This is a genomic window from Glutamicibacter ardleyensis (genome assembly GCF_014644555.1).
Classification (GTDB): Bacteria; Actinomycetota; Actinomycetes; order Actinomycetales; family Micrococcaceae; genus Glutamicibacter; species Glutamicibacter bergerei.
Map to the genome: position 1 here is coordinate 1 of NZ_BMKX01000008.1, position 22,313 is coordinate 22,313.

Genomic DNA, 22,313 nt, shown 5'->3' on the forward strand with positions numbered 1-22,313 from the left:
CTCCAAGACGAGTGCAGCCACAGCGATCCCTCTGATGAGTCTGACTGGGACTCCAGTTCCGAAGGTGTCGGGTACGGCAAAGGTTGGTTCCACGCTGAAAGCAAACGCGGGAACGTGGAAGCCTGCAACGGTGACCTTGAAGTATCAGTGGAAGCGTGACGGCAAGACGATCACTGGTGCTACTAAGACCAGCTACAAGCTTGTAGCAGCCGACGCAGGGAAGAAAATCACGGTCACCATCACCGGTTCGAAGAGCGGTTACAAGTCGGTCTCCAAGACGAGTGCAGCCACAGCGATCCCTCTGATGAGTCTGACTGGGACTCCAGTTCCGAAGGTGTCGGGTACGGCAAAGGTTGGTTCCACGCTGAAAGCAAACGCGGGAACGTGGAAGCCTGCAACGGTGACCTTGAAGTATCAGTGGAAGCGTGACGGCAAGACGATCACTGGTGCTACAAAGACTTCTTACAAGTTAGCTAAGTCCGATAAAGGCAGAAAAGTCACTGTAACTACCACCGGTTCTAAGAGTGGTTACAAGTCGGTCTCGAAGACCAGTTTAGCGAAGCTCATAAAGTAATTCCCCACTAGTCAAAGATCAGCGCCGCTGTCTCAGTTATTGAGGCGGCGGCGTTGCTACGTCCTGCACTGTTGAATACCGATAGTGAACGAAAACTCCAGGCCCCACCGAATCCAGCCTAAGGCCGTGGCCCTCGGCCATATTTTGAGAGTTATTTCGACCCTAAAACAGACTGCCAACGCTTGAATATCCCGTTGATACCTCCATGCCTCGCCAACGTGTTCAAGGCAAGGCGACTGGAATCTCGAAAGCCCCGAGGCCGTAGGAAAACGCGTCCGGCCGCACCCATCCGAAGTGTTGGAACGAACTTCAGAACAAAGTTCGGCTGCGCGGCGCAACTCAGATCCAGATCATCATGAATCTTGGTCCCGGTTCGGCTTACCCTTCCTCGTACTCCATTCCAGAGCGCACTTCGAAACGCCATATTGGATCCCCAAAGTGGAATAGTGGCCAGAGCAGAACCGAGCATGAAGAAATATCCCACGGCATAAAGTGCTGAGCCTATCCAGCGCGTTCCTAAGGGCAAGTCATAAAAGAAACCGGGACCCGTCAGCGCACCAGTAGTCGGATCTTCCTTGAATTGCTTATCGATTTTCTCGAGCCAATCCGTTGGGGGCCGAGAATCAGCATCACAACGCACAATGATCTCGCCAGTTGCACGGTCATATCCTGTGGCCGCTGCTGCCGGAATACCGATATTTTTCTCGGCAATGACTATGGCGCCGGCAGATCTCGCGACATCGGCGCTACCATCTGTGCACCCATTGTCCACCACGATAATCTCGTCTGCCGGTAAGGTCTGATGTGCGAGATCAGCCAGAAGGACTTTCAAATACTCCTCATCGTTCAGCACAGGGATCACAATACTGATGCGCATAATTACTGAGACTTTCTGTTCAAACTGATCCAAAACACGGTGCCAAGGATGCCTAGAACACCGGCGAAAAAATCAGTGGTGCTGTCTAAAATCCCCACCCCAATCTCGGGGGAAACGAAGAAATAACCGCCCCATTCCCCCAACTCCCAGAGTGCCGCGGCTAACGACCCATAGGCGAGAAGCGCGAGGGCTACGTGTCGCTGTTGGACTCGGATAGCCTCGTGGGTGAGGCCTTTTCGCTGGATGAGGATGTCATAGATCAAGGCGGTAACCACTGCCATGACGACTAAGTGCACCGCCAGATCCAACCACCAAATGGCTTGGTAGAGTCCAATCGAGCTAAATATCCCCGCGGAGATGAAGACTAGCTGACCGGTCACATCTAGCGCACGAGTTCCTGCATAGTATCGAAGCAACCAAGTGCCGCCGGAAACCAGAGCCATCGCTGAAGCGGCAGCAGGACCTGCCTTCATCCACGCCAGGGGCACCAAAAATAGCGCGGCAAATCTCAAGAGATCGCTCGCATGGAATCTAAAAGTAGCTTCGTAAGCAGAAACAGTCACGCTTGGTACACCGCCCCTTTCCCTGCTGTTGCACGGTGGAAGATTGTGGTGATCCTAACGCGTAGGCATCACTTGTTATCTGCGCATTATTGCTTATCTCATTGCACCTTCCAAGGGAGTGCGCACGCGAGCAAGCAGCTAAGTTGTTTGCTCACCCTTGAGGTACAGACCGGCTCCAATTTGGAACTGTATTTTTCCACTTTGCACCTTCACAGCACGTCAAGGAACATGCTCCGCTGCCTGGACTCAGCGCCATCCCACCGTTGATCACTGCGGGATCAACCTGTTCTCCTCTAACCTGCGCTACTCGTTCAACCACCAAGTCAACTAGTCCACGGACAAATGGTGCAGAAGTCCCCACGCTGTCTGCGCGAAGAAAGGACATTCCAAGTTCTTGGGCTGTTTGTGCAGCTTCAGTGTCCAAATCGAATTTGACCTCCATATGATCAGAGACAAACCCGATAGGGACTACGAGTACACCATCTATACCTTCGTCGGAAAGCTCACGCATACGATCGTTGATGTCAGGCTCCAACCAAGGAGTATGCGGAGAGCCCGAACGGGAACAGAAGACCAGTTCGGCATCAAGCTTTTCGCCGCCATCGAGTTCTTGTCCGATCCACCTGATCAGTTCCTCATGCTGTGCTTGGTACCCCGGGGTATAACGTTCTGAGGTGGCTTGCATCGTGGATGGGATCGAGTGGGTAACGAACAGAATCTTATGGCGTGCAGGATCCAGCTCGCCGACAATTTCCTTAAAACCTGCCAGCCCATCCCGCACGCATTTCAGCTCTGCTTCTGCGAATCCGGGGTGGTTGTAGTATTGGCGAATCTTTTCGAAAGTGATCCTCAGCCCCTCACTGTCCAGTGTGTCCACCGTTTCAGCAAAGTCTTCACGATATTGCCGGCATGACGAATAGGAGGAGTATGCCGAGGTATCAATGGCTAAGAAATTCCGCGCACCAGTGTTAGAAGCGTGCTCCCGGATAACGTCGGTAAGGTATAGGTTCCAATTGCGATTTCCCCATAATAGCGGCGTGAGAATGCCGCGGGAGCTGAATTCGCTCTTCAGAGCCTGCAGTAATGCCTGATTTTGTTCGTTAATGGGAGACTTCCCTCCGAAAAGGTAGTAATGCTCCCCGACTTCTTCCAGACGTTCATCCGGGATTCCGCGGCCCCGGGTCACATTCTGCAGGAACGGAAGAACATCCTCGGGTTTTTCAGGACCTCCAAACGACATCAGCACTACGGCGTCAAAGGGCTGCAGATCAATATTTTCCATCGGTTTCACTCACTGATTCATCGTATGATTTTGGTATTACCTGCATAAATTCCGGCGTCCGGTTACAGAAAGCAATCGCTGTCGGCAGACACAGCGATAGCATGAAACCTCCGTGCCCACCCGGATTCTCTCCGAAATTCATCATTCCCACAAAAGTATCTTACCTAGCTAACAATACGCTAAGTGAACAAAGCTGTTGCCGGCTGTCAATTCACAGGAAATTTCAACGGGCGCTAAGAAGGCTCCACTCCTACTCACATCGATTCAGTCAATAGTGTTCTCTAACCAAAGCCCTCGAAGGAACCGCTAGGGCCACAGGGTTAAAAGGCCAAGTGCAACGCAGCACGAGCATTGCCCCCACGCCCGGTGCGCAGCAATTTATTGCCGCGAAGAACCGGTTTGAACACGCGCATTAAGACTTTGAGACGAACCCGTCAATTCGGCTGGATCACCTTCAGACAAGTTGCCAAACAATTTTCGACCGAACGCCCGATGGGGAAAGTACTCCTCACCAAAACTGTCGGATCATACATACAACCTCGCCCCTTCATCGTCCGACAGGGGGTTATTTGTCCCACCGATTCGGATTCAGAATAATGGTTGTTTATCTTCTTCGGCGGTGAAGAATCGGGAGTAACTTCCCCGGAATGGCGGGACATTTACGACTACCGACGGCCCCAGCTTGGATACCAAGAAACAATCCACTTCAATGACTTGACACCGATTGAGATTGAGAGCACACTAGATCGTATACGATTTGATGTACGACGAAAGTGGGAAAATCAAAGATGAGTAATCCGATTCCGGTCAGCGAAGAAACTTTCGCGCAGGCTGGCAAGGTTCTTGCAGTTCACCTGAGCTACTCCTCGCGGGCAGCACAGCGCGGACGCACTCCTAAATTCCCGAGCTACTTCATGAAGGCTTCCAGCTCACTGGCCACCACCGGCTCAACCGTGGAACGCCCAGCTGGTACTGAACTGCTCGCCTTCGAAGGCGAAATCGCATTGATCATCGGCAAAGCTGCCCGCCGCGTTTCGGTAGAAGAAGCCTGGAGCTACGTCGGCTCGGTCACCGCCTCCAATGACTTGGGTGTCCATGACATCAAGTACGCGGACAAGGGATCAAACATCCGCTCGAAGTCAGGCGACGGCTACACCCCGATGGGCCCTACCGCCCTGGCGGCAGCCGATCTGGATCCGGCCAAGCTGCGCGTGCAGACCTGGGTCAACGGCAAAATTGTGCAGGATGCAGATACCTCTGAGCTGCTCTTCTCCTTCGCGCAGATCGTTGCAGATCTTTCCCAGCAGATGACCCTGGAGCCAGGGGACGTCATCCTCACCGGCACCCCGGCAGGTTCTTCCGTGTTCTTCCCGGGCGACGTCGTCGAAGTTGAGGTCACCGACCTGCTTTCCGGTGCCACCACCGGGCGTTTGAAGACCACCGCGGTCGAAGGCACTTCCACCTTCGCGTCCTTCGGCAACCAGCCAAAGGTCACCGACAAGGACAAGGAAGATGCCTACGGCGACCGCGAAACCGCCGGCATGCCGGCACTGGTCACCGGCAAGTCGGTACTCACCGACGAGGTCCGCGAACAGCTCGCTGGCGTAGCTACCGCCACCTTGTCAGCCACCTTGCGCAAGCGCGGCCTGAACAACGTGAATATCGAAGTTCCTGGCGCCACCAAGGGCATGAAGCGCGTGATCGGCACCGCCCGCACGCTGCGCTACATCCCGAACCGCGAAGATCTGTTCAAGGCTCACGGAGCGGGCTACAACATCCAGAAGCAGTCAATTGACTCTTTGAATGACGGAGAAATCCTGGTCATGGAAGCCCGCGGGGAAACCGGCTCGGCTACCCTGGGCGACATCTTGGCACTGCGCAGCCAGCAGCTGGGTGCCGCCGGCATCATCTCCGATGGTGGCGTGCGTGACCTTGACGCCGTCTCCGGCCTGGAGATCCCGGTCTTCTACAACGGCGCGCACCCGGCAGTTCTGGGACGCAAGCACGTGGCCTGGGACAAGGACATCACCGTGGCTTGCGGCGGCGTCTCCGTCCAGCCGGGCGACGTCATCGTGGCGGACTCCGATGGCATCGTGGTGATCCCACCGGCTATGGTCGCCGAGGTCGCCGCGGAAGCAATGGTCACCGAATCCAACGACGAATTCATCTTCGCCATGGTCCAGCGCGGTCACGGCATCGAGGGCTTGTTCCCGATGAACGCCGACTGGAAAACCAAGTACACCGCCTGGAAGGACGCCGGATCCCCGGATCTGGCCACCTGGGAACTGTAATGACTAACTCCAAATCCGAGGTCGCCTACGCGCTGGTCTCCGAACGCATCGTCAACGGGGCGTATTCCCCCGGATACCGACTCGTTCTGGGCACCATCGCCGAGGAACTGGGCTGCTCGGTGGTCCCGGTGCGCGAGGCGATCCGGCGTTTGGAAGCCGAAGGTCTGGTGCACTTCACCCGCAATGTGGGAGCCACCGTGGCACAGGTAGATTCAACCCTCTACCTGCACACCATGCAGACCCTTGCGGTCATCGAACCGGCGGCCACCGCCCTCGCGGCCTCCGCCATGGACGAGACTTGGCTGGCCAAGGCGCAGGCATTGAACGATGCGATGCGCCAGTGCTTGGAGGACTTTGACCCGGTGGCCTTCACCGAGTTGAACAACGAGTTCCACCAGCAGCTCTACAGCCAGTGCCCTAACCCGCACATCCTGGATCTGGTCCAGCGCGGATGGCGCCGGCTCGCAGCAATGCGGGCCAGCTCCTTCACCCACATCCCGCACCGTGCCAAGCAGTCGGTGGAAGAGCACCAGCACCTACTGGAACTGATCGCCGCCCACGCCTCGACGAAAGACATCGAAGAGGCCGCCCGGACACACCGAACCAACACGCTCAACGCCTACCTGGCCCAGGCCAATATGGCACCCAGCGCCATCTAGACCCCACAAATTTTCATCATTTGATGACTTTCATTGCTGAAAGCCACGCGAAAGGAAAACATCCATGAGCAACGTTCCGGAGAATCTCCCCACCCACCTGCAGCACTACATCGATGGCAAGTTCGTCGATTCCATCTCGGGTAAAACCTTCGATGTGCAGGAACCGGTCAAGAACGAAAACTACGCCACCGTAGCTTCGGCTCAGCCCGAAGACGTGGACCTGGCAGTAGCCGCCGCCAACAAGGCCTTCAAGGAAGGCCCATGGTCCAAGATGTTGCCGCGTGAGCGTTCCCGCGTGCTGCACAAGATCGCCGACATCGTTGAATCCCGCGACGAAGAGCTGGCACTGCTGGAGTCCTTCGACTCCGGCCTGCCCATCACCCAGGCCAAGGGCCAGGCACGCCGCGCAGCGGAGAACTTCCGCTTCTTCGCCGACCTGATCGTTGCCCAGGTGGATAACACCTTCCGTGTTCCAGGTCGCCAGATGAACTACGTGAACCGCAAGCCAATTGGCGTCGCCGCACTGATCACCCCTTGGAACGTTCCGTTCATGCAGGAATCATGGAAGCTAGCTCCGGCCATCGCTACCGGCAACTCGGTCGTACTCAAGCCTGCCAGCTACACCCCGCTGTCGGCGGTACTGTGGCCAGAAATCTTCCGCGAAGCAGGACTGCCAGAGGGCGTCTTCAACCTGGTCTTCGGCTCGGGCGGAGTGGCCGGCGACTACCTGGTCAAGCACCCGGACGTGCCACTGGTGTCCTTCACCGGTGACAGCTCCACCGGCGCCACCATCTCCACCGCGGCGGCCCCACAGTTCAAGGGCTTGTCCCTGGAACTGGGTGGCAAGTCCCCAGCCATCGTCTTCGCAGACGCCGACCTAGACGCAGCACTGGATGCCACCGTCTTCGGTGTGTTCTCGCTGAACGGTGAGCGTTGCACCGCCGGCTCCCGCGTGCTGGTTCAGCGCGAAATCTATGATGATTTTGTTGCTAAGTTTGCGCAGCGCGCCAAGAACATCCGCGTTGGCCTGCCAAGCGATCCAAAGACCGAGGTCGGCTCGCTGGTTCACCCGAACCACTTCGACAAGGTCATGAGCTACATCGAAATCGGCAAGAAGGAAGGCCGTTTGCTCGCCGGTGGCGGACGCGCAGAAGGCTTCGAGACGGGCAACTACGTTGCTCCGACCGTCTTCGCCGATGTTGCTCCAGAGGCACAGATCTTCCAGGACGAAATCTTCGGCCCAGTCGTAGCGATCACCCCGTTCGACACCGATGAAGAAGCGCTGGAACTGGCCAACAACACCAAGTACGGCCTAGCCGCTTACGTGTGGACCACCAACCTGAAGCGTGCGCACAACTTCGCACACGCCATCGATTCGGGCATGGTCTGGCTGAACTCAAACAACGTCCGTGACCTGCGCACCCCATTCGGTGGCGTGAAGGCTTCGGGTCTGGGCCGCGAGGGAGGCTACCGCTCGGTGGACTTCTACACCACCCAGCAGTCGATTCAGATCACCCTGAACGAGTCCCACTCCCCTAAGTTCGGCGTCTAACCCACCTTCTCGCTTTTGCAAAGGAGCAAACACCATGGCTAAAGAAATCAATAACCCAATCCCTACCCCATCGGTTCCAGCGCCGGATATCCTGCGCTGCGCCTACGCGGAACTGGTCGTCACCGACCTGGCCGCATCGCGCAAGTTCTACGTAGACGTTCTGGGTCTGCACGTCTCCTACGAGGATGACACCCAGATCTACCTGCGTTCCTTCGAAGAGTTCATCCACCACAACCTGGTCCTGACTCTCGGCCCGGTAGCAGCACTGAAGGCTATGGCTTTCCGTGTGCGCTCCACCGCCGAGGTAGACGCCGCTGAGGCGTACTACAAGGAATTGGGTTGCCGCACCGAGCGCCGCGCCGAGGGCTTTGTCCGCGGAATCGGCGATTCGGTCCGCGTGGAAGATCCACTGGGCTTCCCCTACGAGTTCTTCTTCGAGACCGAGCACGTAGAACGCCTGCACATGCGCTACGACCTCTACTCGGCTGGCGAATTGGTCCGTCTGGACCACTTCAACCAGGTCACCCCGGACGTGCCACGCGGCCGCGCTTACCTCGAGGACCTGGGCTTCCGCGTCACCGAAGACATCCAGGACGAAGAAGGCACCACCTACGCAGCATGGATGCACCGCAAGGGCACCGTACACGACACCGCGCTCACCGGTGGCAACGGTCCACGCCTGCACCACGTAGCCTTCTCCACCCACGAGAAGCACAACATCATCCAGATCTGCGACAAGATGGGCGCACTGCGCATCTCGGACCGCATCGAGCGCGGCCCAGGCCGCCACGGTGTCTCCAACGCGTTCTACCTGTACATCCTGGATCCAGATGACCACCGCATCGAGATCTACACCCAGGATTACTACACCGGCGACCCGGACAACCCGGTCATCACCTGGGACGTGCACGACAACCAGCGCCGCGACTGGTGGGGCAACCCAGTTGTTCCATCGTGGTACACCGAAGCCTCGAAGGTCCTTGACCTGGACGGCAACGTGCAGGAAGTCATCACCCGCACCGACAGCTCCGAAATGGATGTCACCGTCGGCGCCGACGGCTTCTCCTACACCCGTGAGAAGGACGAAGACGGCACCTACCGCGGCGAGCCTTCCAAGGGCTTCAAGCTCGGCAACCAGGTCTAGGACCTCGCCGAGGCAGCTTCCCTGAGCTGCTACGTGAAGATCCCGGGTCACCAGCGATTGAATTCGCTGGTGACCCGGGAATTTTGGCCTTCAAGCATGATTAATTAGCGGCGCACCGGGTAACGCAGGTGGAGCGCCGGGCCGCCAACCTCGCCGGCGGAGACCTTGACACTGCGTTCACCGGCGGGTTGCTGCGCCTTGGCCAGGATACCGCGGCAGAGTGGACGAAGTGGAATGGCGCCTCGGGGTCCCAGCCCTTAGGTCTTGGCAGGTCGTTTTCATCCGCGATGAAGCCGTCCACCGACACCGAGCCGTATATGGCAACCTTGCTCAAAGGATCCTTCAAAGTGCGGTTCATTACCGAACGAGTGGAAAATACCTAAACAAACTTCAACAGTGCGGCGAGAGATGCCCGGGTTCAGGATTGCGAACTAACCGCTGGAACGGTCCGAAATGTTTCCGGTCATTGCGCACGTTGAATTCCGATTCCTTCCCTCTCCCACGCCCGCTCTTCGATTCGCTCGTAGCTCCTAGGATTCCCGCTCCCGAAGCACGATAGCCATTTCATAGACCCCCGCAAGTTGCCCTCTCCAAACATCACACCCGAGCTGGCAACGAAGGCGCAGTCCTACCGGCCAAAACACCCTAGAATTGAGACCATGACTGCAACGCTGGTGGCCAAGGACCTTTCCGGGGGCCATGCCGATCGAACCCTCTTCTCCAAACTCAGCTTCACCCTTTCTCCGGGGGATGTGTATGGAATCGTAGGTGCCAACGGCGCTGGAAAAACCACGTTGCTTCGCCTGCTCGCAGGCGTTGACGAACCCATGGGCGGCACCGTCTCCACCGCACCCGATGGGGCATTCATCGGCTGGATGCCGCAGGAACACGACCGCATTGAAGGCGAAACTATCGCCGAGTATCTAGCCCGCCGCACCGGATGCGCGCAGGCCACAGCCACCATGGAAGCGACCGCCGAGGCACTGGGCTCCGGGGCTTCCGGAGCAGATGACGCCTACGCCTTGGCCTTTGACCATTGGATGGCCTCGGGCGCCATGGACTTGGATGACCGCGCGCCGGAGGTCCTGGCGGAACTTGGCTTTGAGCTTCCCACCGACTCGTTGATGACCTCTTTGTCCGGCGGACAGGTAGCGCGTATCGCGCTGGCCGCTCTGCTGCTGAGCCGTTTTGATGTCGTCCTGCTTGATGAGCCGACGAATGACCTCGATTTGGCCGGGTTGGAACGACTGGAAACCTTTATCAATTCACTGCGCGCCGGCGTGGTGCTGGTATCCCACGACCGTGAATTCTTGGCTCGCTGCACTACCGGGATTGTGGAGCTGGATCTGGCGCAGAACCAAGTCGCGGTTTACGAAGGAGGCTATGATTCGTATCTTGAAGAACGGGACATCAACCGTCGTCATGCACGCGAAGCCTATGACGAATTCGCGGACAAAAAAGCAGATCTTGTCTCCCGTGCCCGCACCCAGCGTGAATGGTCTTCCCAAGGCGTTCGCAATGCCATGAAGAAGAACCCGGATAATGACAAGCTGCGCCGCAAGGCGTCCAATGAGTCCTCGGAAAAGCAGGCACAGAAGGTCCGCCAGATGGAGTCACGGATTAAACGGCTCGATGAGGTCATCGAGCCTCGTAAGGAATGGGTGCTGCAATTTGAAATTGCGGCGGCCCCGCGTTCTTCCACCGTGGTTTCCACACTCAATGAGGTGGCCCTGAACCGTGGACATTTCAGCTTCGGTCCCCTGTCAATCCAGTTGAACGCCGCAGAGCGCATCGGCATCACCGGTCCCAACGGATCCGGAAAATCGACGTTGCTCAACTTGTTGCTGGGCAAAATCACCCCTGATTCGGGAAGCGCCTCGCTGGGTGCCTCGGTGAAGATTGGTGAAATCGATCAGGCGCGCAGCTACTTGCCCGCCGGGCTTCCTCTGGGAGAAGCATTTGAGCTCGAATTGCCGGAAATGACTTCGGCGGACGCTCGGACTTTGCTCGCAAAATTCGGCCTGAAAGCCAACCAGGCTGCTTCACTGGTCTCTGCGCTCTCCCCCGGGGAACGCACCCGTGCTGGTCTGGCTCTTTTGCAAGCCCGTGGTGTGAACCTGTTGGTCCTCGATGAGCCAACCAACCACCTGGACCTACCAGCAATTGAGCAACTTGAAGAAGCTTTGGAATCCTATGAGGGTGCCTTGCTGCTCGTCACACACGACCGGCGGATGCTTGAAAATGTGCGCCTTGACGCACGCTGGGAAATAACAGACGGCCAGTTGACAGTACGGCACTAACTGTTGCCTGGCTTGGGCGGAAAATGTTGAGTATCGTCTATTACTCGATATTTCAAATTTTGGCACCAACCGGACAGTTGCTTCACAGTTTTTCCAAGTAAGCTAAGGATATGGGAGCCGAGATTTTCAGTTCTTTCGACTGTAATGTCGACGCCTATCACCCAAGGATGTTTTCTTGAGCAGTAGTTCAGTACTGGACCCCGCAGGCCCGTCGGTCAAACCGGGAGATCCTAAAAGCTTTTTCCACGTCAAAAAATTGGTCGGCGACGCTGGATTAATCCAACGCCGCCGCGGACACTACGTTGGCATCGCCACCGTGCTGACGGTTCTCCTTGCAGGTACAGTTGCCGGCTTTTTCCTGCTCGGAGATAGCTGGTTCCAGCTGCTGATGGCCGGTGCACTGGGTCTGTTGTTGACCCAGTTCGCTTTCTTGGCCCATGAGGCCGCTCACCGCCAGATCCTTGCCTCGCACAAGCGCAACGACAAGCTGGGCCAGTTCTTGGCAAATATTGTTGTCGGTATCAGCTACCAGTGGTGGATGAACAAGCACAATAAGCACCACGCCACTCCGAACACCATCGGCAAGGACCCGGACATCGAGTGGGACACCATCTCGTTCCAGCCTGAAGATGCCAAGCGCCAGCGTGGTTTCCTCAAGTGGATCACCGAGCGCCAGGGTTACCTGTTTTTCCCGCTGCTCACGCTTGAGGGCTTGAACCTGCACATGCAGTCAATCAAGTACCTGTTCCAGGCCAACCGCGTGAAGAACCGCAAGCGTGAAATGACCGGTATTGCACTGCGTATCGCGCTCTACCTAGCTGCCATCTTCTACTTCCTGCCTGTCGGTATGGCTTTCGCATTCATCGGCGTGCAGCTGGCAGTATTCGGCGTTTACATGGGTGCGTCATTCGCTCCGAATCACAAGGGCATGCCCATGGTTCCCGAGAATGCACGTATCGACTTTTTCTCCCGCCAGGTACTCACCGGACGTAACGTGATGGCCAAGTCCAACTGGGGAAACCGTATTCTTTCCCACGTCTATGGCGGATTGAATTACCAGGTCGAGCATCACTTGTTCCCATCGATGCCGCGCGCCAACCTGGCTGCGGTATCCAAAATCGTTCGCGAGTACTGCGACGAGCATCAGGTTCCTTACACCATTGCCAGCGTCCGAGAATCCTACTCGCAGGTCATTACCTACCTGAACAAGGTTGGCCTCTCGGCCCGCGATCCATTCGATTGCCCGCTGGTTAGCGGATACCGAATCGTCTAGTTCGAATCACTTAAAAAAGACCTCGGAATGAACCAAAAGGTTCATTCCGAGGTTTTTTTGTTATTTTACCAACCAACTACCCGGCTCGCTTCAGCGTTCCAAGTTCGGCATTTTCCGCATCCAGCACCAGCATGCTGTCACCGCTGATCTGCGCGGTCACAGCAGAGGAGAGCCACGGGTCGATTCCAAGGCAGTACATCTTGGTGCTGCTCAACTGTTCAAAGTGGATCTCTCCGTCTTTGCCAGCCCATTGCCCTGCGATACGGTTGCATCCGTCGTTGCCTGACACTTTCCCATCTGCTGAAAGTTCAATCCAGGGTTTACCTTGGGCCTGTTCGCCCCATACCCCCTCGGGCGCCGACGCGCCTCCGGACGACGAGGCGCAGGAGGCCAAGGCAAACATCAGAAGTGGGATGGCTAGGACCATGGTAAGACGCTTCATCCCTCCAGCGTAGAGCGATCACAGGAGCCTTCCAACGACTTTGCCCATATTCGCCGGTACTACCCGGTGCGCCCCAATGCTCCGCCCAGCTTCAGGGTGTGGCGCTGCCTCTGTACCAGCTCAGGAAACCGCTGCTTCGTCGCGTTGTCCCCTGCGCAGATCTCCAATGGCCACGCACATGGTGATCAGCACCAGCAATGCGATGGCGGCAAAGGACAAGCTCATCGCGTTAGTCCAGCCCGAGATGTGATTGACTCCGTAGAAGATCGCAGTAATGACCGCAATGCCTACCGCCGTGCCAATACGTTGGGAGGTCTGCATCAGCCCACCGGCGCTGCCGGAGTTTTCCAGCGGTACCTCCATCAGCGTCAGCGTTTGGTTCGGCGAAATAATGAAACCTTGGGCCAGACCGATAAATGACAGTGCCAGCATCATCCACCAGATATTCAACCCCGCGCGTGCTTCCAGCTCCACTACCGCCACCGTGGCCAGAAGTCCGAACAGTGCACTCGCGGTACCGAACACGATCATCTTGCGCCCGATACTCATCACGTAATTTCCCGCCAATTGCGAGCTCACCGCAGAGAGCAGTGCCGCCGGAAGACAGATCAATCCGGCTTCCAGTGCACTGAAATCGAGTGCGCTTTGCACATAAATGGCCACGAGCACCCATACGCTGCTGACACCCATAAAATACAGTCCGGCAATCAATGAGCCGTTGGTAAAGCTGGAAATCTTAAATAGGGCCAGTTCCACCATCGGGGCACGGCCCCGCGCCTTATATTTCTTCTCCCAGTAAACCCAGAAGACCAAGATCGCTAGACCCACTACCAGCAGTGCCCACAGCGCAGGATTCTCGCGTCCCTGGACGAACGGAAGCAGGAAAGCCAACAATCCCACCGCCAGTAAGACCCCTCCCACGGGGTCTAGGTCCAGCTTTCCGGTACCGCGGATCAGCAAGGGGCGTGGCAACCACATCAATGCCAGTAGTACCGCGATGATTCCCACCGGAACGTTAATCAAAAAAGTCCAACGCCAGCCGGCATCCGGGCCAAGCCAGCCGATCAAAAAACCACCAAGAACCGGACCAATAGCCACCGAAACGCCGATGACCGTGCCCAACAGTCCGTAAGCGCGTCCGCGCTCGTGACCTTTAAAGTGTTGTTGAATCATGCCCATAACCTGCGGGTTCAGCAGGCCAGAACCAAATCCCATAATAAAACGTGCGATATTCAGGCTGGTGGGATCCGGAGCTAGGCCGGCGAAGATTGAGGAGAGCGTAAAGATGATCACTCCGGCCACAAACATCACCCCGCGCCCCAGCACATCTCCGGCACGTCCGGCGGCAACTAACACCACGCCGAAGGTTAGCGCATATCCGGCGAGCACCCACTGCATGTCGGCTTCGGTGGCGCCGAGGGTGGACTCAATGGACGGCAGCACCACGTTGACAATGCTGACCGAAACCAATGACATAAACATCGTCGCTAGGAGCACCCCAAGCAAGCGCCACCGTGCCGCGGAGGATAAGGGCTCGGGCAGCTTTTGATCTCGCTGTGGCATGGTCCAACTTTCAACTGGTAGGCCGATACCTGACGAACTCCGCAGGAGGTCCAAAAATTTATGCGAACAAGTACTCAAGCGTCCAGGGCGAGGAAGTTATTCCCTAGTGATGCTCAGTTTCTCGCGAGAATCACTTCGATGGACAGGATCCGCATCTCCACTAGTTCAGCGAAGATCTCGTCACTGGTCTGTTCGGGAAGCTCAAGCGAAGCCCGACACATTGGCGCATCCACCTCTGGGTAGTTATCCAGCCAGCGTTCGGCCACGACTCTAGTGACTACGTCGCGGTATTGCTCCGGGGCACGGTCATAGGGGTAGTCATATTTCAGTGCGAAGCCGAGCACGTCCTGTTCTAAACAACGTGACAGACTGACCGCATTTTTTAGTGGCAGACCAATGTCTACAAAAAACTTCAGTAACCGTTCCAGCAACTCGGTGTGCCTCGGCCCGATATCGGCGGTCACACTTTCTTCCATTCCCACCAAGGTGGCGCGTGGGAACATCCGATAGACCTCACGTGAGCGGTTATAGGCTTCGCCCACGGAATCACGCCAGTTCTCCGGATCAAAATCGATGAACGGAGCCTTTTCCAAAAACTGCGCTACCGCGAGGTTGATAATCTCTTGGCGGTCAGCCACGTAGTTATACAGCGCCCGCGGGGTCACGGAGAACTCTGCCGCCAACCGGTGCATAGTCACCGCGGAGAAGCCTTCATTTCCAGCGATGTGCAAGGCACGGGCAGCTAGTTCGTCACGTGAGAACGTCGCCCAATTTGAGTCTTTTCGGGGTCGGCCTCGCCCACGCTTAGCTGGCGGTGTCGGCAAGGAATTTGGGGCGTCGCTCATAGTTCTATTCTAAGCAGTCGGGCACCTGTATTCCGGAAACTACTTGGCTGTTTGTCCTGCTGTCATCCATCAGATTCGATAACAGAACTAATACAGGGCCAAGAGCTTGCGTACCCGCTCGTGCCACAGTCCACCGGCGAGCGCTAAATGCCCGACGGCGAATGCCAGTCCCCCAACCACCCAGGTGTCGATTAATGCTGGATGGCCCAGGTTGCCGAGTGCGGCAGTTAGTCCGGCGGCAATTACCAAGATCCCGACAGTAATCAATGCTACTTGGACCCAGAATTTGCGGGTCGGAAGTAGGACTGCCAGCAGTCCCAAGACAATCGCGGGTGAAATGATCAGCCAGATGTTATTGGTGCTCTCGTCTAAGGCCGGACGCACCGCCCATACCAGTCCTAAGAGCACCAGCAAGGCACCTGAAATCAACCAGAGAGCTCCAGGATAAGCCATGGATCCACGCATCATGATCATCGGGGTAAGTACCTGCGCCCAAAGCAACACGGTGATCGGGATGAAATACAGCCCAATGCCCGCGGCACCAAAGATCACTACGAGCGTGAAAAGTACCGCGCCGAGTACTCCAAGAGTCCAGGTGAACTTATTCTGCGCCCACAGTCGCAGTGAGCTGAACAACACCGGCAGCACCGCAAGCCAGATGATCTGAGCTCCCACTGCAGCTTCCCACGTGGACAACATAGTCTCTGCCAACGCTGTGCCGTCTGGCTCGACGGAGGCAATAGGACCGAAGTAAAGCACCACGGCGGTCAGCAGAGCAAAGGCAAGAATCGGCCAGCCAAGAATTCGGTTCAAGAATTCTTTGCCACTACGTACCGCCAGTGCTTCGGGTTCGGTCCGCCGGAACTTTTCAGCTCGCATAGCTGCGGTACCGAGGTGCTCAAATAGCTCTACCTGATTGCGGCCGCGTCCGGGCAGTTGACGGATCTTCGCGTTGGTTTGTTCAATGATCCTGTTTCGCTCTTCAATGTTCAGGTGTCCCAATTCGAGGCGCAATTGATCCAAGTATTTGCGTGCTGCGCGTGGGAGGCGTGACTTCATGAGGCTTACTTTAGCCGGTGCGCTCCCCAGTTTGGCGGATGCCACCGTTGCGTCTGACACATGGTGCCTGATGACGTGGTGAGCCCTTTTCGTGTTTCGAAAAACCTATTTGCCGGCTCCTGCGGTCAGCCCGCCTACAATGTATTTCTGCAAGAACAAGAACAGTGCCATGACCGGGATGGCTGCGAGCACCGCACCAGCGGCGAACACCGACCAGTTTGAGGTGAATTCTTCAGAGACGTAGGAGTACAGCCCTACCGCTAGCGTTTGATTCTCCGGGCTGACCAATACCACGGAGGCGATCACGAAGTCGCTGGTGGTGGAGATGAATGACAGCAATCCCACCACTGCAAGGATCGGTGCCACCAGGCGCAGGATCATGGTGAAGAAGATGCGCGCATGCCCAGCCCCATCAATCTTGGCAGCCTCATCAATTTCTATCGGCACAGTATTGAAGAACCCATACATTAAGTAGGTGTTTACACCCAGTGCGCCACCGAGATACACCATGATTAGAGCAATCTGGTTATCGATACCCAGTGCTGGGTACACATCCCCCAGGGTCGTGAGCAAAATGAAGATTGCTACCACTGCCAGCAATTGCGGGAAAATCTGGACTACCAATAAGGACACCAGGCCAAAGCGGCGGCCTTTGAAGCGCATCCTGCTAAAGCTGTAGGCGGCGAGTGCACCAAGCAGCACGGACGCGGCAGCGGTAGTTAGTCCGATAAACATTGTGTTAGCAAACCATGCAGCGAAGGGACGCTGTTCATTAGCGAAGAGCTTCTCGTAGCTTTCCAAACCAATGGTGCTGAAGAATCCGTTGGAGGAAAGCAGGGTGCCGTTGGGATTGAGCGACGCGGAAAGAACATAGAGCAGCGGGAAGGCCGCGTAGATGCACAGCGCCACACCAATGAGGTGGCGCCAGCCGGTTGCCGCGAACCACTGACCGAAGGTTTTTTTCGGTCCCTTGGATGAGATTGAGGTTGCAGTGCTCATTAGTTCAATTCCTCCAGAGCTTTGGTCTGCTTAAAGCTGATGACCGCGATCAGCGAAACGATCAAGAAGATGATGATGGAGAATGCGCTAGCCAACCCGTAGTCGCGCTGTGAGCCGACGAACGCTACCTTGTACACCATCGAAATGAGGATGTCCGTGGAACCCACGTTCATGGCGCCGTCCGCTAGACGTGGTCCGCCCTCGGTCAGCATGTAGATGATGTTGAAGTTGTTGAAGTTGAACGCGAAAGAAGAGATCAGCAGCGGCGCTACGGATACCAGTAGCAATGGCATCTTGATCAACCGGAAGATCTGGAAGGGTTTCGCCCCGTCAATTTTCGCGGCTTCAGAAAGCTCTTCTGGAATCGATTGCAAGGCGCCAGTGCAGACGAGGAACATATAAGGGAATCCAAGCCAGAGGTTGACCCAGAGCACGGAGAACTTGGCTAGCCATGGGTCGGTAAGCCAGGGTATCGAGGCTCCGTTGAAAAGTACCTGGTTAACAAAACCGAAGTCCTTGTTCAGCATGCCTGCCCAGACCAGGCCGCCAAGGAATGCAGGGAACGCATAAGGCAGGATCGAGATGACTCGGTAGATCTTGCGCCCCTTCATCCGCAGGTCGTTGAACACAATCGCAAGGAATAATCCAAGGAAGAAGGTCGTGGCGACCGAGAGAAATGCGAAGACGAAGGTCCACACGGTGACCGAGATCAACGAGCTGCGGATCGAGGAGTCAGTGATAGCCCGAGTGAAGTTGTCAAAACCTACGTTGATGGACCAGCCCGGCATTAATTGCTCACCATCCGGTGCGGTATAGGCGCCCACGCCGGTGTCGCTATATACCGTCCCAGTGATCGAGTCGGTCATCGTATCTGCACCCTTGTCGTAGACCAGGGTGGAAGTGTACTGATATGCGGTCCGTCCATCGGAGGTGCGAAGAGTTCCCTGGGTCGGGTCTTCGCTCATGGGCACCGCTAAGGACGTGACCTCCTGTTGCCGGCCAAGTAAATCAGCGAAGTTCAGCTGGGTGTATTTTCCAAGTGCTGCCGGGTCAATCGGTGCCAGAGGGTCATCGGAGTCCCCCACAAGCTGCTGCCCTTCACGCTGTACCAAGAGCGCCAGCCCGTCGGCACCATCCAGCACCGTCACCGGGTAGCTGGCCGAGTCAGGCACACGTTGCTGATTGGTTTGCAGCAGCGACATGATCGCGTCGTCCTGATCCGAGTTGTGCCCGGATCCATAGTTGGTAAAGGCGATATAACCGGTGTAACCAATGACAAAAACTTGGAAGATCAGCAGAAATACGGCGCCGGGTGCCAAATACTTAGCCGGCAGCCACCCTCGTTTGAGGTAGATGACGTTGATCAATAAGGTAATGACACCGATGATGCTGGCAATAAGCACCGCGTCTTTAGCTACTGCGAGGAAAATTGCAAATACTGCGGTAGCGTCCAGGACCGCCAGCGCGACGATCTTGAAGATCATCGTGCCCAGTCCGCCGCTAAATTGGAGCGAAGTACTTTTTTCCCCGGAAGCACGTTCAGGGGCGGCTTCTTGTGGCGCGGTGGTTTTGAGATTCATCTACGTGGTCCTTGAACGATTCTGCCAGCGGTTATCGGTGTGGTTAGGCCGGGGTGTGAGTCCAAGACTTATACCCCGGCCAACGCAGAACTACTTGGAAATTGCTGCTTCGATGTCCTCAGCCATCTTGTCCCAGCGCTTGGCTGGATCTTTGGCCTTGCCGGAGATGATGTCAGCTTCTGCGACACCCCAGAATTCCCAGACCGCAGCCATTTCGGGAACGTTTGGCATCGGAACACCGTTGGCTCCAACTTCACCGAAGGCCGCAACTACTTCGTCAGATTTCGCGGCCTCGAAGGCTGCCTTGTTTGCTGGTGGACGGTCGCCAACCTTATAGAGCTCGGTCTGCACCGCCTCGGTACCAATGTAGTTGGTCAAAAATTCTGTAGCTGCCAACAGGTTTTCGGTCTTCGAAGAGACGAAGAATCCCTGGACTGCCACGAACGGTTGTGCTGGTTCGCCACCGGCGCTTGGGATTGGGTCAATGGACAACTCAATCTTGGCTTTTTCGGCCGCTTCGACGTTCCATGGGCCAGTAATCAAGAATGGTGAATCGCCGGAAACAAACTTTTCCTTGGCAATATCTGAGTCCACGGAGGTTTTCAGTGTGCCTTCTTTGCCCTGTTCAGCCATCCACTGAGCGAATTTCTCGCCGCCGGAGTTGTTCAATTCCAGCTTGCTGGCCTCATAGGCACCATCGGCATTGGTACCGAACACTGGTGCGCCGAATGAAGTCTGGAATGGGTAGAGATGGAATGGATCACCGGTTTCGGAGACCTGCACCAGGAATGGGAAGTCTGCCCCTGATTTTTCACCGGCAGTGATCATCTCGTCAAAGGTGGCAGGTGCTTTATCAGCCAGCTTGGTGTTGCGTAGCAGTGCCAAGTTTTCGGTGGCATAGGGGACGCCGTAGGCTTTTCCTTCATAGCTCATCGCGTTGACCGCGACATCCTGGAAGTCTGCTGCTTTGTCGCCCAGTTCTACCGGCTGAACAACGCCGTTATTGACGAGATTGCCCAACCAGTCATGGGCGCCGATGGTGATATCAGGACCCTTGCCGGTAGGTACCTGACGCAGGAAGTCTTCTTGAATCTTCGAGAAATCCTTGATGACCAGATCTACCTTCACGCCACTGGCTGCCTGGAAGTCCTTGGCCGCCAGTTTCAGCACTGGTTCACGGTTTGCGTCAACCCAGACGGTCAACGATCCGGCTTCAGAAGGCGCCGAGGCAGAAGCCGCGGGCGAGCTGGAAGTGGTGGGTTCGGTCGTAGTGCCGGATCCGCCGCAGGCGGTCAGCGAGAGTGCGGCGATGGCCGTCATGGCCCCGCCGACAATCAGGGAGCGAGCGTTCACCTTCATTGGTGTACCTTTCGTAACAACCTCGGTCCAAGGTCGGGACCGGGCGGATCTGAGCGTCGAAGGTTTTCGACAAATATGTAAGCGTTTCCAGAGTGACATAAATCATTGACGTTGGCAACACTCAGCAAAGAATCAATCATTCTTCCTTGCTGCGCAAGCCCACCTCTACGCGAAGCAGAAGAATTACTGGAAGCGTTTACAAGCACGTACTCATCGCCTATCGTTATTGTCATGACTCAAACGCGCGCGCTTTCGACCACGCCATCAACCGAGCCCGGCTCGGAATGGTGGCGCACCTCGGTGATCTACCAGATCTATCCACGCTCCTTCGCAGACGCCAACGGAGATGGAATCGGAGATCTGCAGGGCATTACCTCCCGCCTGGAACAGCTGGCCACCATGGATATTGACGCAATCTGGCTCTCGCCCTTTTTCACCTCACCCCAAAAAGATGGAGGCTACGACGTCTCCAACTATGTGGACGTGGACCCGCTCTTTGGCACCTTGGCCGATTACGACGCACTGGTGGCCCGCGCCCATGAGCTCGGATTACGCGTCATCATCGATCTTGTTCCAAACCACTGCTCCGATCAGCACCCCTGGTTCCAGGAAGCATTGAACTCCCCGGCCGGCTCCCCCGAACGCGATCGCTTCATCTTCCGCGACGCCGACGAAGGAACCTTGCCCAATAACTGGGAATCGGTGTTCGGCGGACCCATGTGGACCCGGACCGCCAACGAAGACGGCACCCCCGGCCAGGTGTACCTGCATATCTTCGATGCCACGCAACCAGACTTCAACTGGCACAACGAGGAAGTTCGCGCGATGTTCCGCGACGTACTGCGCTTCTGGCTGGACCGCGGCACCGACGGTTTCCGTGTGGACGTTGCCCACGGCATGATCAAGGCCGAAGGGCTTCCAGATTTCACCCCCGACCCCAAGGGTGCATCCATGGGCGGAACCGAAGAACTTGCCCCGTGGTGGGGCCAGGACGGCGTGCATGAAATCTACCGCGACTGGCGTACCGTCATGGATGAATATGAAGGCCAGCGCGTGCTCTGCGCCGAAGCCTGGGTCAACCCACTAGATCTAATGGCCAAGTGGGTGCGTGAAGATGAAATGCATCAAGCCTTCAATTTCCCTTATCTCAGCACCGGCTGGGATGCCTCGGCGCTGCGTGAAGTAATCAATGAGTCAATGGCCGCCTTCGGCGCGGTTGGCGCGCCGAGCACCTGGGTACTGTCCAACCACGATGTCGTACGCCACTCCTCACGGTTAGCACTCACCGACGACAACCCGCAGGGCGAAGGCATCGGCCCACTAACCCCAAACCATCCAGATCCGGTCATCGGTTTGCGCCGCGCCAGGGCCGCCTCCACGCTCATGCTTGCGCTACCCGGTGGCGCCTACCTCTATCAGGGTGAAGAGCTCGGCTTACCCGAAGCCATGGAGCTACCGGACGAGGCACGCCAAGACCCGACCTGGTTCCGCACCAATCACGAGCGCTACGGCCGAGATGGCTGCCGTGTCCCGCTTCCGTGGGAAGCCGACGCCCCGGCCTACGGCTTTAATACCACCGGAGAAAGCTGGCTACCCCAGCCCGAGCAATGGGCCGGTTATGCCCGTTCATTGCAGGAAAACGACGCCGACTCAACCCTGCATCTATATCAAGAACTACTGCGTTTGCGCCGCGAACATGCACTGGGTTCCGGAGACGTACAATGGCTAGCTAGCAATGATGAGAAGCTACTGACCCTGCAAAATGGCTCGGTTATTATCGTGATGAATTTTTGTGCGGACCCGGTTCGCTTACCGCCGGAGCTAGCAAAACTACCACGACTGGTCTCCAGCGCCTTGCAGGTCTCGGAGTCAAGCATCGAAGGCGAAACCGCGCTATGGCTTGACGCGACGCGAAGCTAACTGCCGGTAAGCTCAAAAAGTAGCTGTGGCG

18 protein-coding genes and 1 pseudogene are annotated in these 22,313 nt (G+C 56.7%); 9 read left to right on the plus strand and 10 right to left on the minus strand.

Going from position 1 to position 22,313, the window contains the following annotated elements; all coding sequences use genetic code 11:
• Nucleotides 1-574: pseudogene (locus IEX04_RS13955) on the plus strand (carboxypeptidase regulatory-like domain-containing protein); the annotation flags it as partial.
• Between the two features lie 151 nt (nucleotides 575-725).
• Here the strand turns inward: IEX04_RS13955 and IEX04_RS13960 are convergent.
• From IEX04_RS13960 to IEX04_RS13970, 3 genes are all read right to left on the minus strand, one after another.
• Entirely contained in the window at nucleotides 726-1,484 is a 759-nt protein-coding gene (locus tag IEX04_RS13960; RefSeq protein WP_194446459.1) for a glycosyltransferase family 2 protein, read from the minus strand.
• Entirely contained in the window at nucleotides 1,454-2,014 is a 561-nt protein-coding gene (locus tag IEX04_RS13965) for a hypothetical protein (RefSeq protein ID WP_188686455.1), read from the minus strand. Before IEX04_RS13965 ends, IEX04_RS13960 begins: the two co-directional genes overlap by 31 nt.
• Nucleotides 2,015-2,165: 151 nt before the next feature.
• Nucleotides 2,166-3,296 (minus strand): ferrochelatase, encoded by a 1,131-nt coding sequence (locus IEX04_RS13970; protein ID WP_188686458.1) that lies wholly within the window; start codon nucleotides 3,294-3,296, stop codon nucleotides 2,166-2,168.
• A 788-nt stretch (nucleotides 3,297-4,084) separates the two neighbouring features.
• On the opposite strand from IEX04_RS13970, the gene IEX04_RS13975 reads away from it, so the two are divergent.
• From IEX04_RS13975 to IEX04_RS14005, 7 genes are all read left to right on the plus strand, one after another.
• Nucleotides 4,085-5,587 carry a fumarylacetoacetate hydrolase family protein gene (locus IEX04_RS13975; protein ID WP_188686460.1) on the plus strand — a complete coding sequence of 501 codons (1,503 nt, stop codon included), beginning with the start codon at nucleotides 4,085-4,087 and terminating at the stop codon, nucleotides 5,585-5,587.
• Nucleotides 5,587-6,246 (plus strand): GntR family transcriptional regulator, encoded by a 660-nt coding sequence (locus IEX04_RS13980; protein WP_188686462.1) that lies wholly within the window; start codon nucleotides 5,587-5,589, stop codon nucleotides 6,244-6,246. Before IEX04_RS13975 ends, IEX04_RS13980 begins: the two co-directional genes overlap by 1 nt.
• Nucleotides 6,247-6,310: 64 nt before the next feature.
• Nucleotides 6,311-7,798, plus strand: coding sequence for a 5-carboxymethyl-2-hydroxymuconate semialdehyde dehydrogenase (hpaE, locus tag IEX04_RS13985; RefSeq protein WP_188686464.1), 1,488 nt, complete (start codon nucleotides 6,311-6,313; stop codon nucleotides 7,796-7,798).
• Between the two features lie 46 nt (nucleotides 7,799-7,844).
• Nucleotides 7,845-8,942, plus strand: coding sequence for a 3,4-dihydroxyphenylacetate 2,3-dioxygenase (hpaD, locus tag IEX04_RS13990; protein ID WP_096256364.1), 1,098 nt, complete (start codon nucleotides 7,845-7,847; stop codon nucleotides 8,940-8,942).
• A 128-nt stretch (nucleotides 8,943-9,070) separates the two neighbouring features.
• Nucleotides 9,071-9,325, plus strand: coding sequence for a hypothetical protein (locus tag IEX04_RS13995; RefSeq protein ID WP_188686467.1), 255 nt, complete (start codon nucleotides 9,071-9,073; stop codon nucleotides 9,323-9,325).
• 276 nt (nucleotides 9,326-9,601) lie between these two features.
• A complete protein-coding gene (locus IEX04_RS14000) occupies nucleotides 9,602-11,242 on the plus strand; it encodes an ABC-F family ATP-binding cassette domain-containing protein (protein ID WP_188686470.1) in 1,641 nt (546 codons plus the stop codon).
• 175 nt (nucleotides 11,243-11,417) lie between these two features.
• Nucleotides 11,418-12,515 (plus strand): fatty acid desaturase family protein, encoded by a 1,098-nt coding sequence (locus IEX04_RS14005; RefSeq protein WP_096256328.1) that lies wholly within the window; start codon nucleotides 11,418-11,420, stop codon nucleotides 12,513-12,515.
• A gap of 76 nt (nucleotides 12,516-12,591) precedes the next feature.
• Here IEX04_RS14005 and IEX04_RS14010 read toward each other — a convergent pair whose 3' ends face one another.
• The 7 genes from IEX04_RS14010 to IEX04_RS14040 form a co-directional block, all read right to left on the minus strand.
• Nucleotides 12,592-12,957 (minus strand): META domain-containing protein, encoded by a 366-nt coding sequence (locus IEX04_RS14010; protein ID WP_188686472.1) that lies wholly within the window; start codon nucleotides 12,955-12,957, stop codon nucleotides 12,592-12,594.
• A gap of 120 nt (nucleotides 12,958-13,077) precedes the next feature.
• The gene (locus IEX04_RS14015; protein WP_096256330.1) at nucleotides 13,078-14,520 is read right to left on the minus strand and encodes an MFS transporter; all 1,443 of its coding nucleotides are present in this window, start codon (nucleotides 14,518-14,520) and stop codon (nucleotides 13,078-13,080) included.
• 113 nt (nucleotides 14,521-14,633) lie between these two features.
• On the minus strand, nucleotides 14,634-15,365 hold the full coding sequence (locus IEX04_RS14020; RefSeq protein ID WP_096256331.1) for a TetR/AcrR family transcriptional regulator: 732 nt from the start codon (nucleotides 15,363-15,365) through the stop codon (nucleotides 14,634-14,636).
• Nucleotides 15,366-15,452: 87 nt separating this feature from the next.
• Entirely contained in the window at nucleotides 15,453-16,424 is a 972-nt protein-coding gene (locus tag IEX04_RS14025) for a hypothetical protein (RefSeq protein ID WP_096256332.1), read from the minus strand.
• A gap of 105 nt (nucleotides 16,425-16,529) precedes the next feature.
• A complete protein-coding gene (locus tag IEX04_RS14030) occupies nucleotides 16,530-17,423 on the minus strand; it encodes a sugar ABC transporter permease (protein WP_096256333.1) in 894 nt (297 codons plus the stop codon).
• Nucleotides 17,423-19,003 (minus strand): ABC transporter permease subunit, encoded by a 1,581-nt coding sequence (locus IEX04_RS14035; protein ID WP_188686474.1) that lies wholly within the window; start codon nucleotides 19,001-19,003, stop codon nucleotides 17,423-17,425. The genes IEX04_RS14030 and IEX04_RS14035 overlap by 1 nt, the downstream gene beginning before the upstream one ends.
• Before the next feature lie 90 nt (nucleotides 19,004-19,093).
• Nucleotides 19,094-20,362, minus strand: coding sequence for a sugar ABC transporter substrate-binding protein (locus IEX04_RS14040; RefSeq protein ID WP_188686477.1), 1,269 nt, complete (start codon nucleotides 20,360-20,362; stop codon nucleotides 19,094-19,096).
• A gap of 231 nt (nucleotides 20,363-20,593) precedes the next feature.
• Between IEX04_RS14040 and IEX04_RS14045 the strand changes: the two genes are divergently transcribed.
• Nucleotides 20,594-22,282 carry a glycoside hydrolase family 13 protein gene (locus tag IEX04_RS14045; RefSeq protein ID WP_188686480.1) on the plus strand — a complete coding sequence of 563 codons (1,689 nt, stop codon included), beginning with the start codon at nucleotides 20,594-20,596 and terminating at the stop codon, nucleotides 22,280-22,282.
• Nucleotides 22,283-22,313 lie beyond the last annotated feature (31 nt).

What these genes read in the sequence shown, in the direction of transcription:
- IEX04_RS13970 (WP_188686458.1), bottom strand. Translation starts at nt 3,296, where the DNA reads ATGGAAAATATTGATCTGCAGCCCTTTGACGCCGTAGTGCTGATGTCG.
- IEX04_RS13975 (WP_188686460.1), top strand. Translation starts at nt 4,085, where the DNA reads ATGAGTAATCCGATTCCGGTCAGCGAAGAAACTTTCGCGCAGGCTGGC.
- IEX04_RS13980 (WP_188686462.1), top strand. Translation starts at nt 5,587, where the DNA reads ATGACTAACTCCAAATCCGAGGTCGCCTACGCGCTGGTCTCCGAACGC.
- hpaE (WP_188686464.1), top strand. Translation starts at nt 6,311, where the DNA reads ATGAGCAACGTTCCGGAGAATCTCCCCACCCACCTGCAGCACTACATC.
- IEX04_RS14000 (WP_188686470.1), top strand. Translation starts at nt 9,602, where the DNA reads ATGACTGCAACGCTGGTGGCCAAGGACCTTTCCGGGGGCCATGCCGAT.
- IEX04_RS14010 (WP_188686472.1), bottom strand. Translation starts at nt 12,957, where the DNA reads ATGAAGCGTCTTACCATGGTCCTAGCCATCCCACTTCTGATGTTTGCC.
- IEX04_RS14015 (WP_096256330.1), bottom strand. Translation starts at nt 14,520, where the DNA reads ATGCCACAGCGAGATCAAAAGCTGCCCGAGCCCTTATCCTCCGCGGCA.
- IEX04_RS14020 (WP_096256331.1), bottom strand. Translation starts at nt 15,365, where the DNA reads ATGAGCGACGCCCCAAATTCCTTGCCGACACCGCCAGCTAAGCGTGGG.
- IEX04_RS14025 (WP_096256332.1), bottom strand. Translation starts at nt 16,424, where the DNA reads ATGAAGTCACGCCTCCCACGCGCAGCACGCAAATACTTGGATCAATTG.
- IEX04_RS14030 (WP_096256333.1), bottom strand. Translation starts at nt 17,423, where the DNA reads ATGAGCACTGCAACCTCAATCTCATCCAAGGGACCGAAAAAAACCTTC.
- IEX04_RS14035 (WP_188686474.1), bottom strand. Translation starts at nt 19,003, where the DNA reads ATGAATCTCAAAACCACCGCGCCACAAGAAGCCGCCCCTGAACGTGCT.
- IEX04_RS14040 (WP_188686477.1), bottom strand. Translation starts at nt 20,362, where the DNA reads ATGAAGGTGAACGCTCGCTCCCTGATTGTCGGCGGGGCCATGACGGCC.
- IEX04_RS14045 (WP_188686480.1), top strand. Translation starts at nt 20,594, where the DNA reads ATGACTCAAACGCGCGCGCTTTCGACCACGCCATCAACCGAGCCCGGC.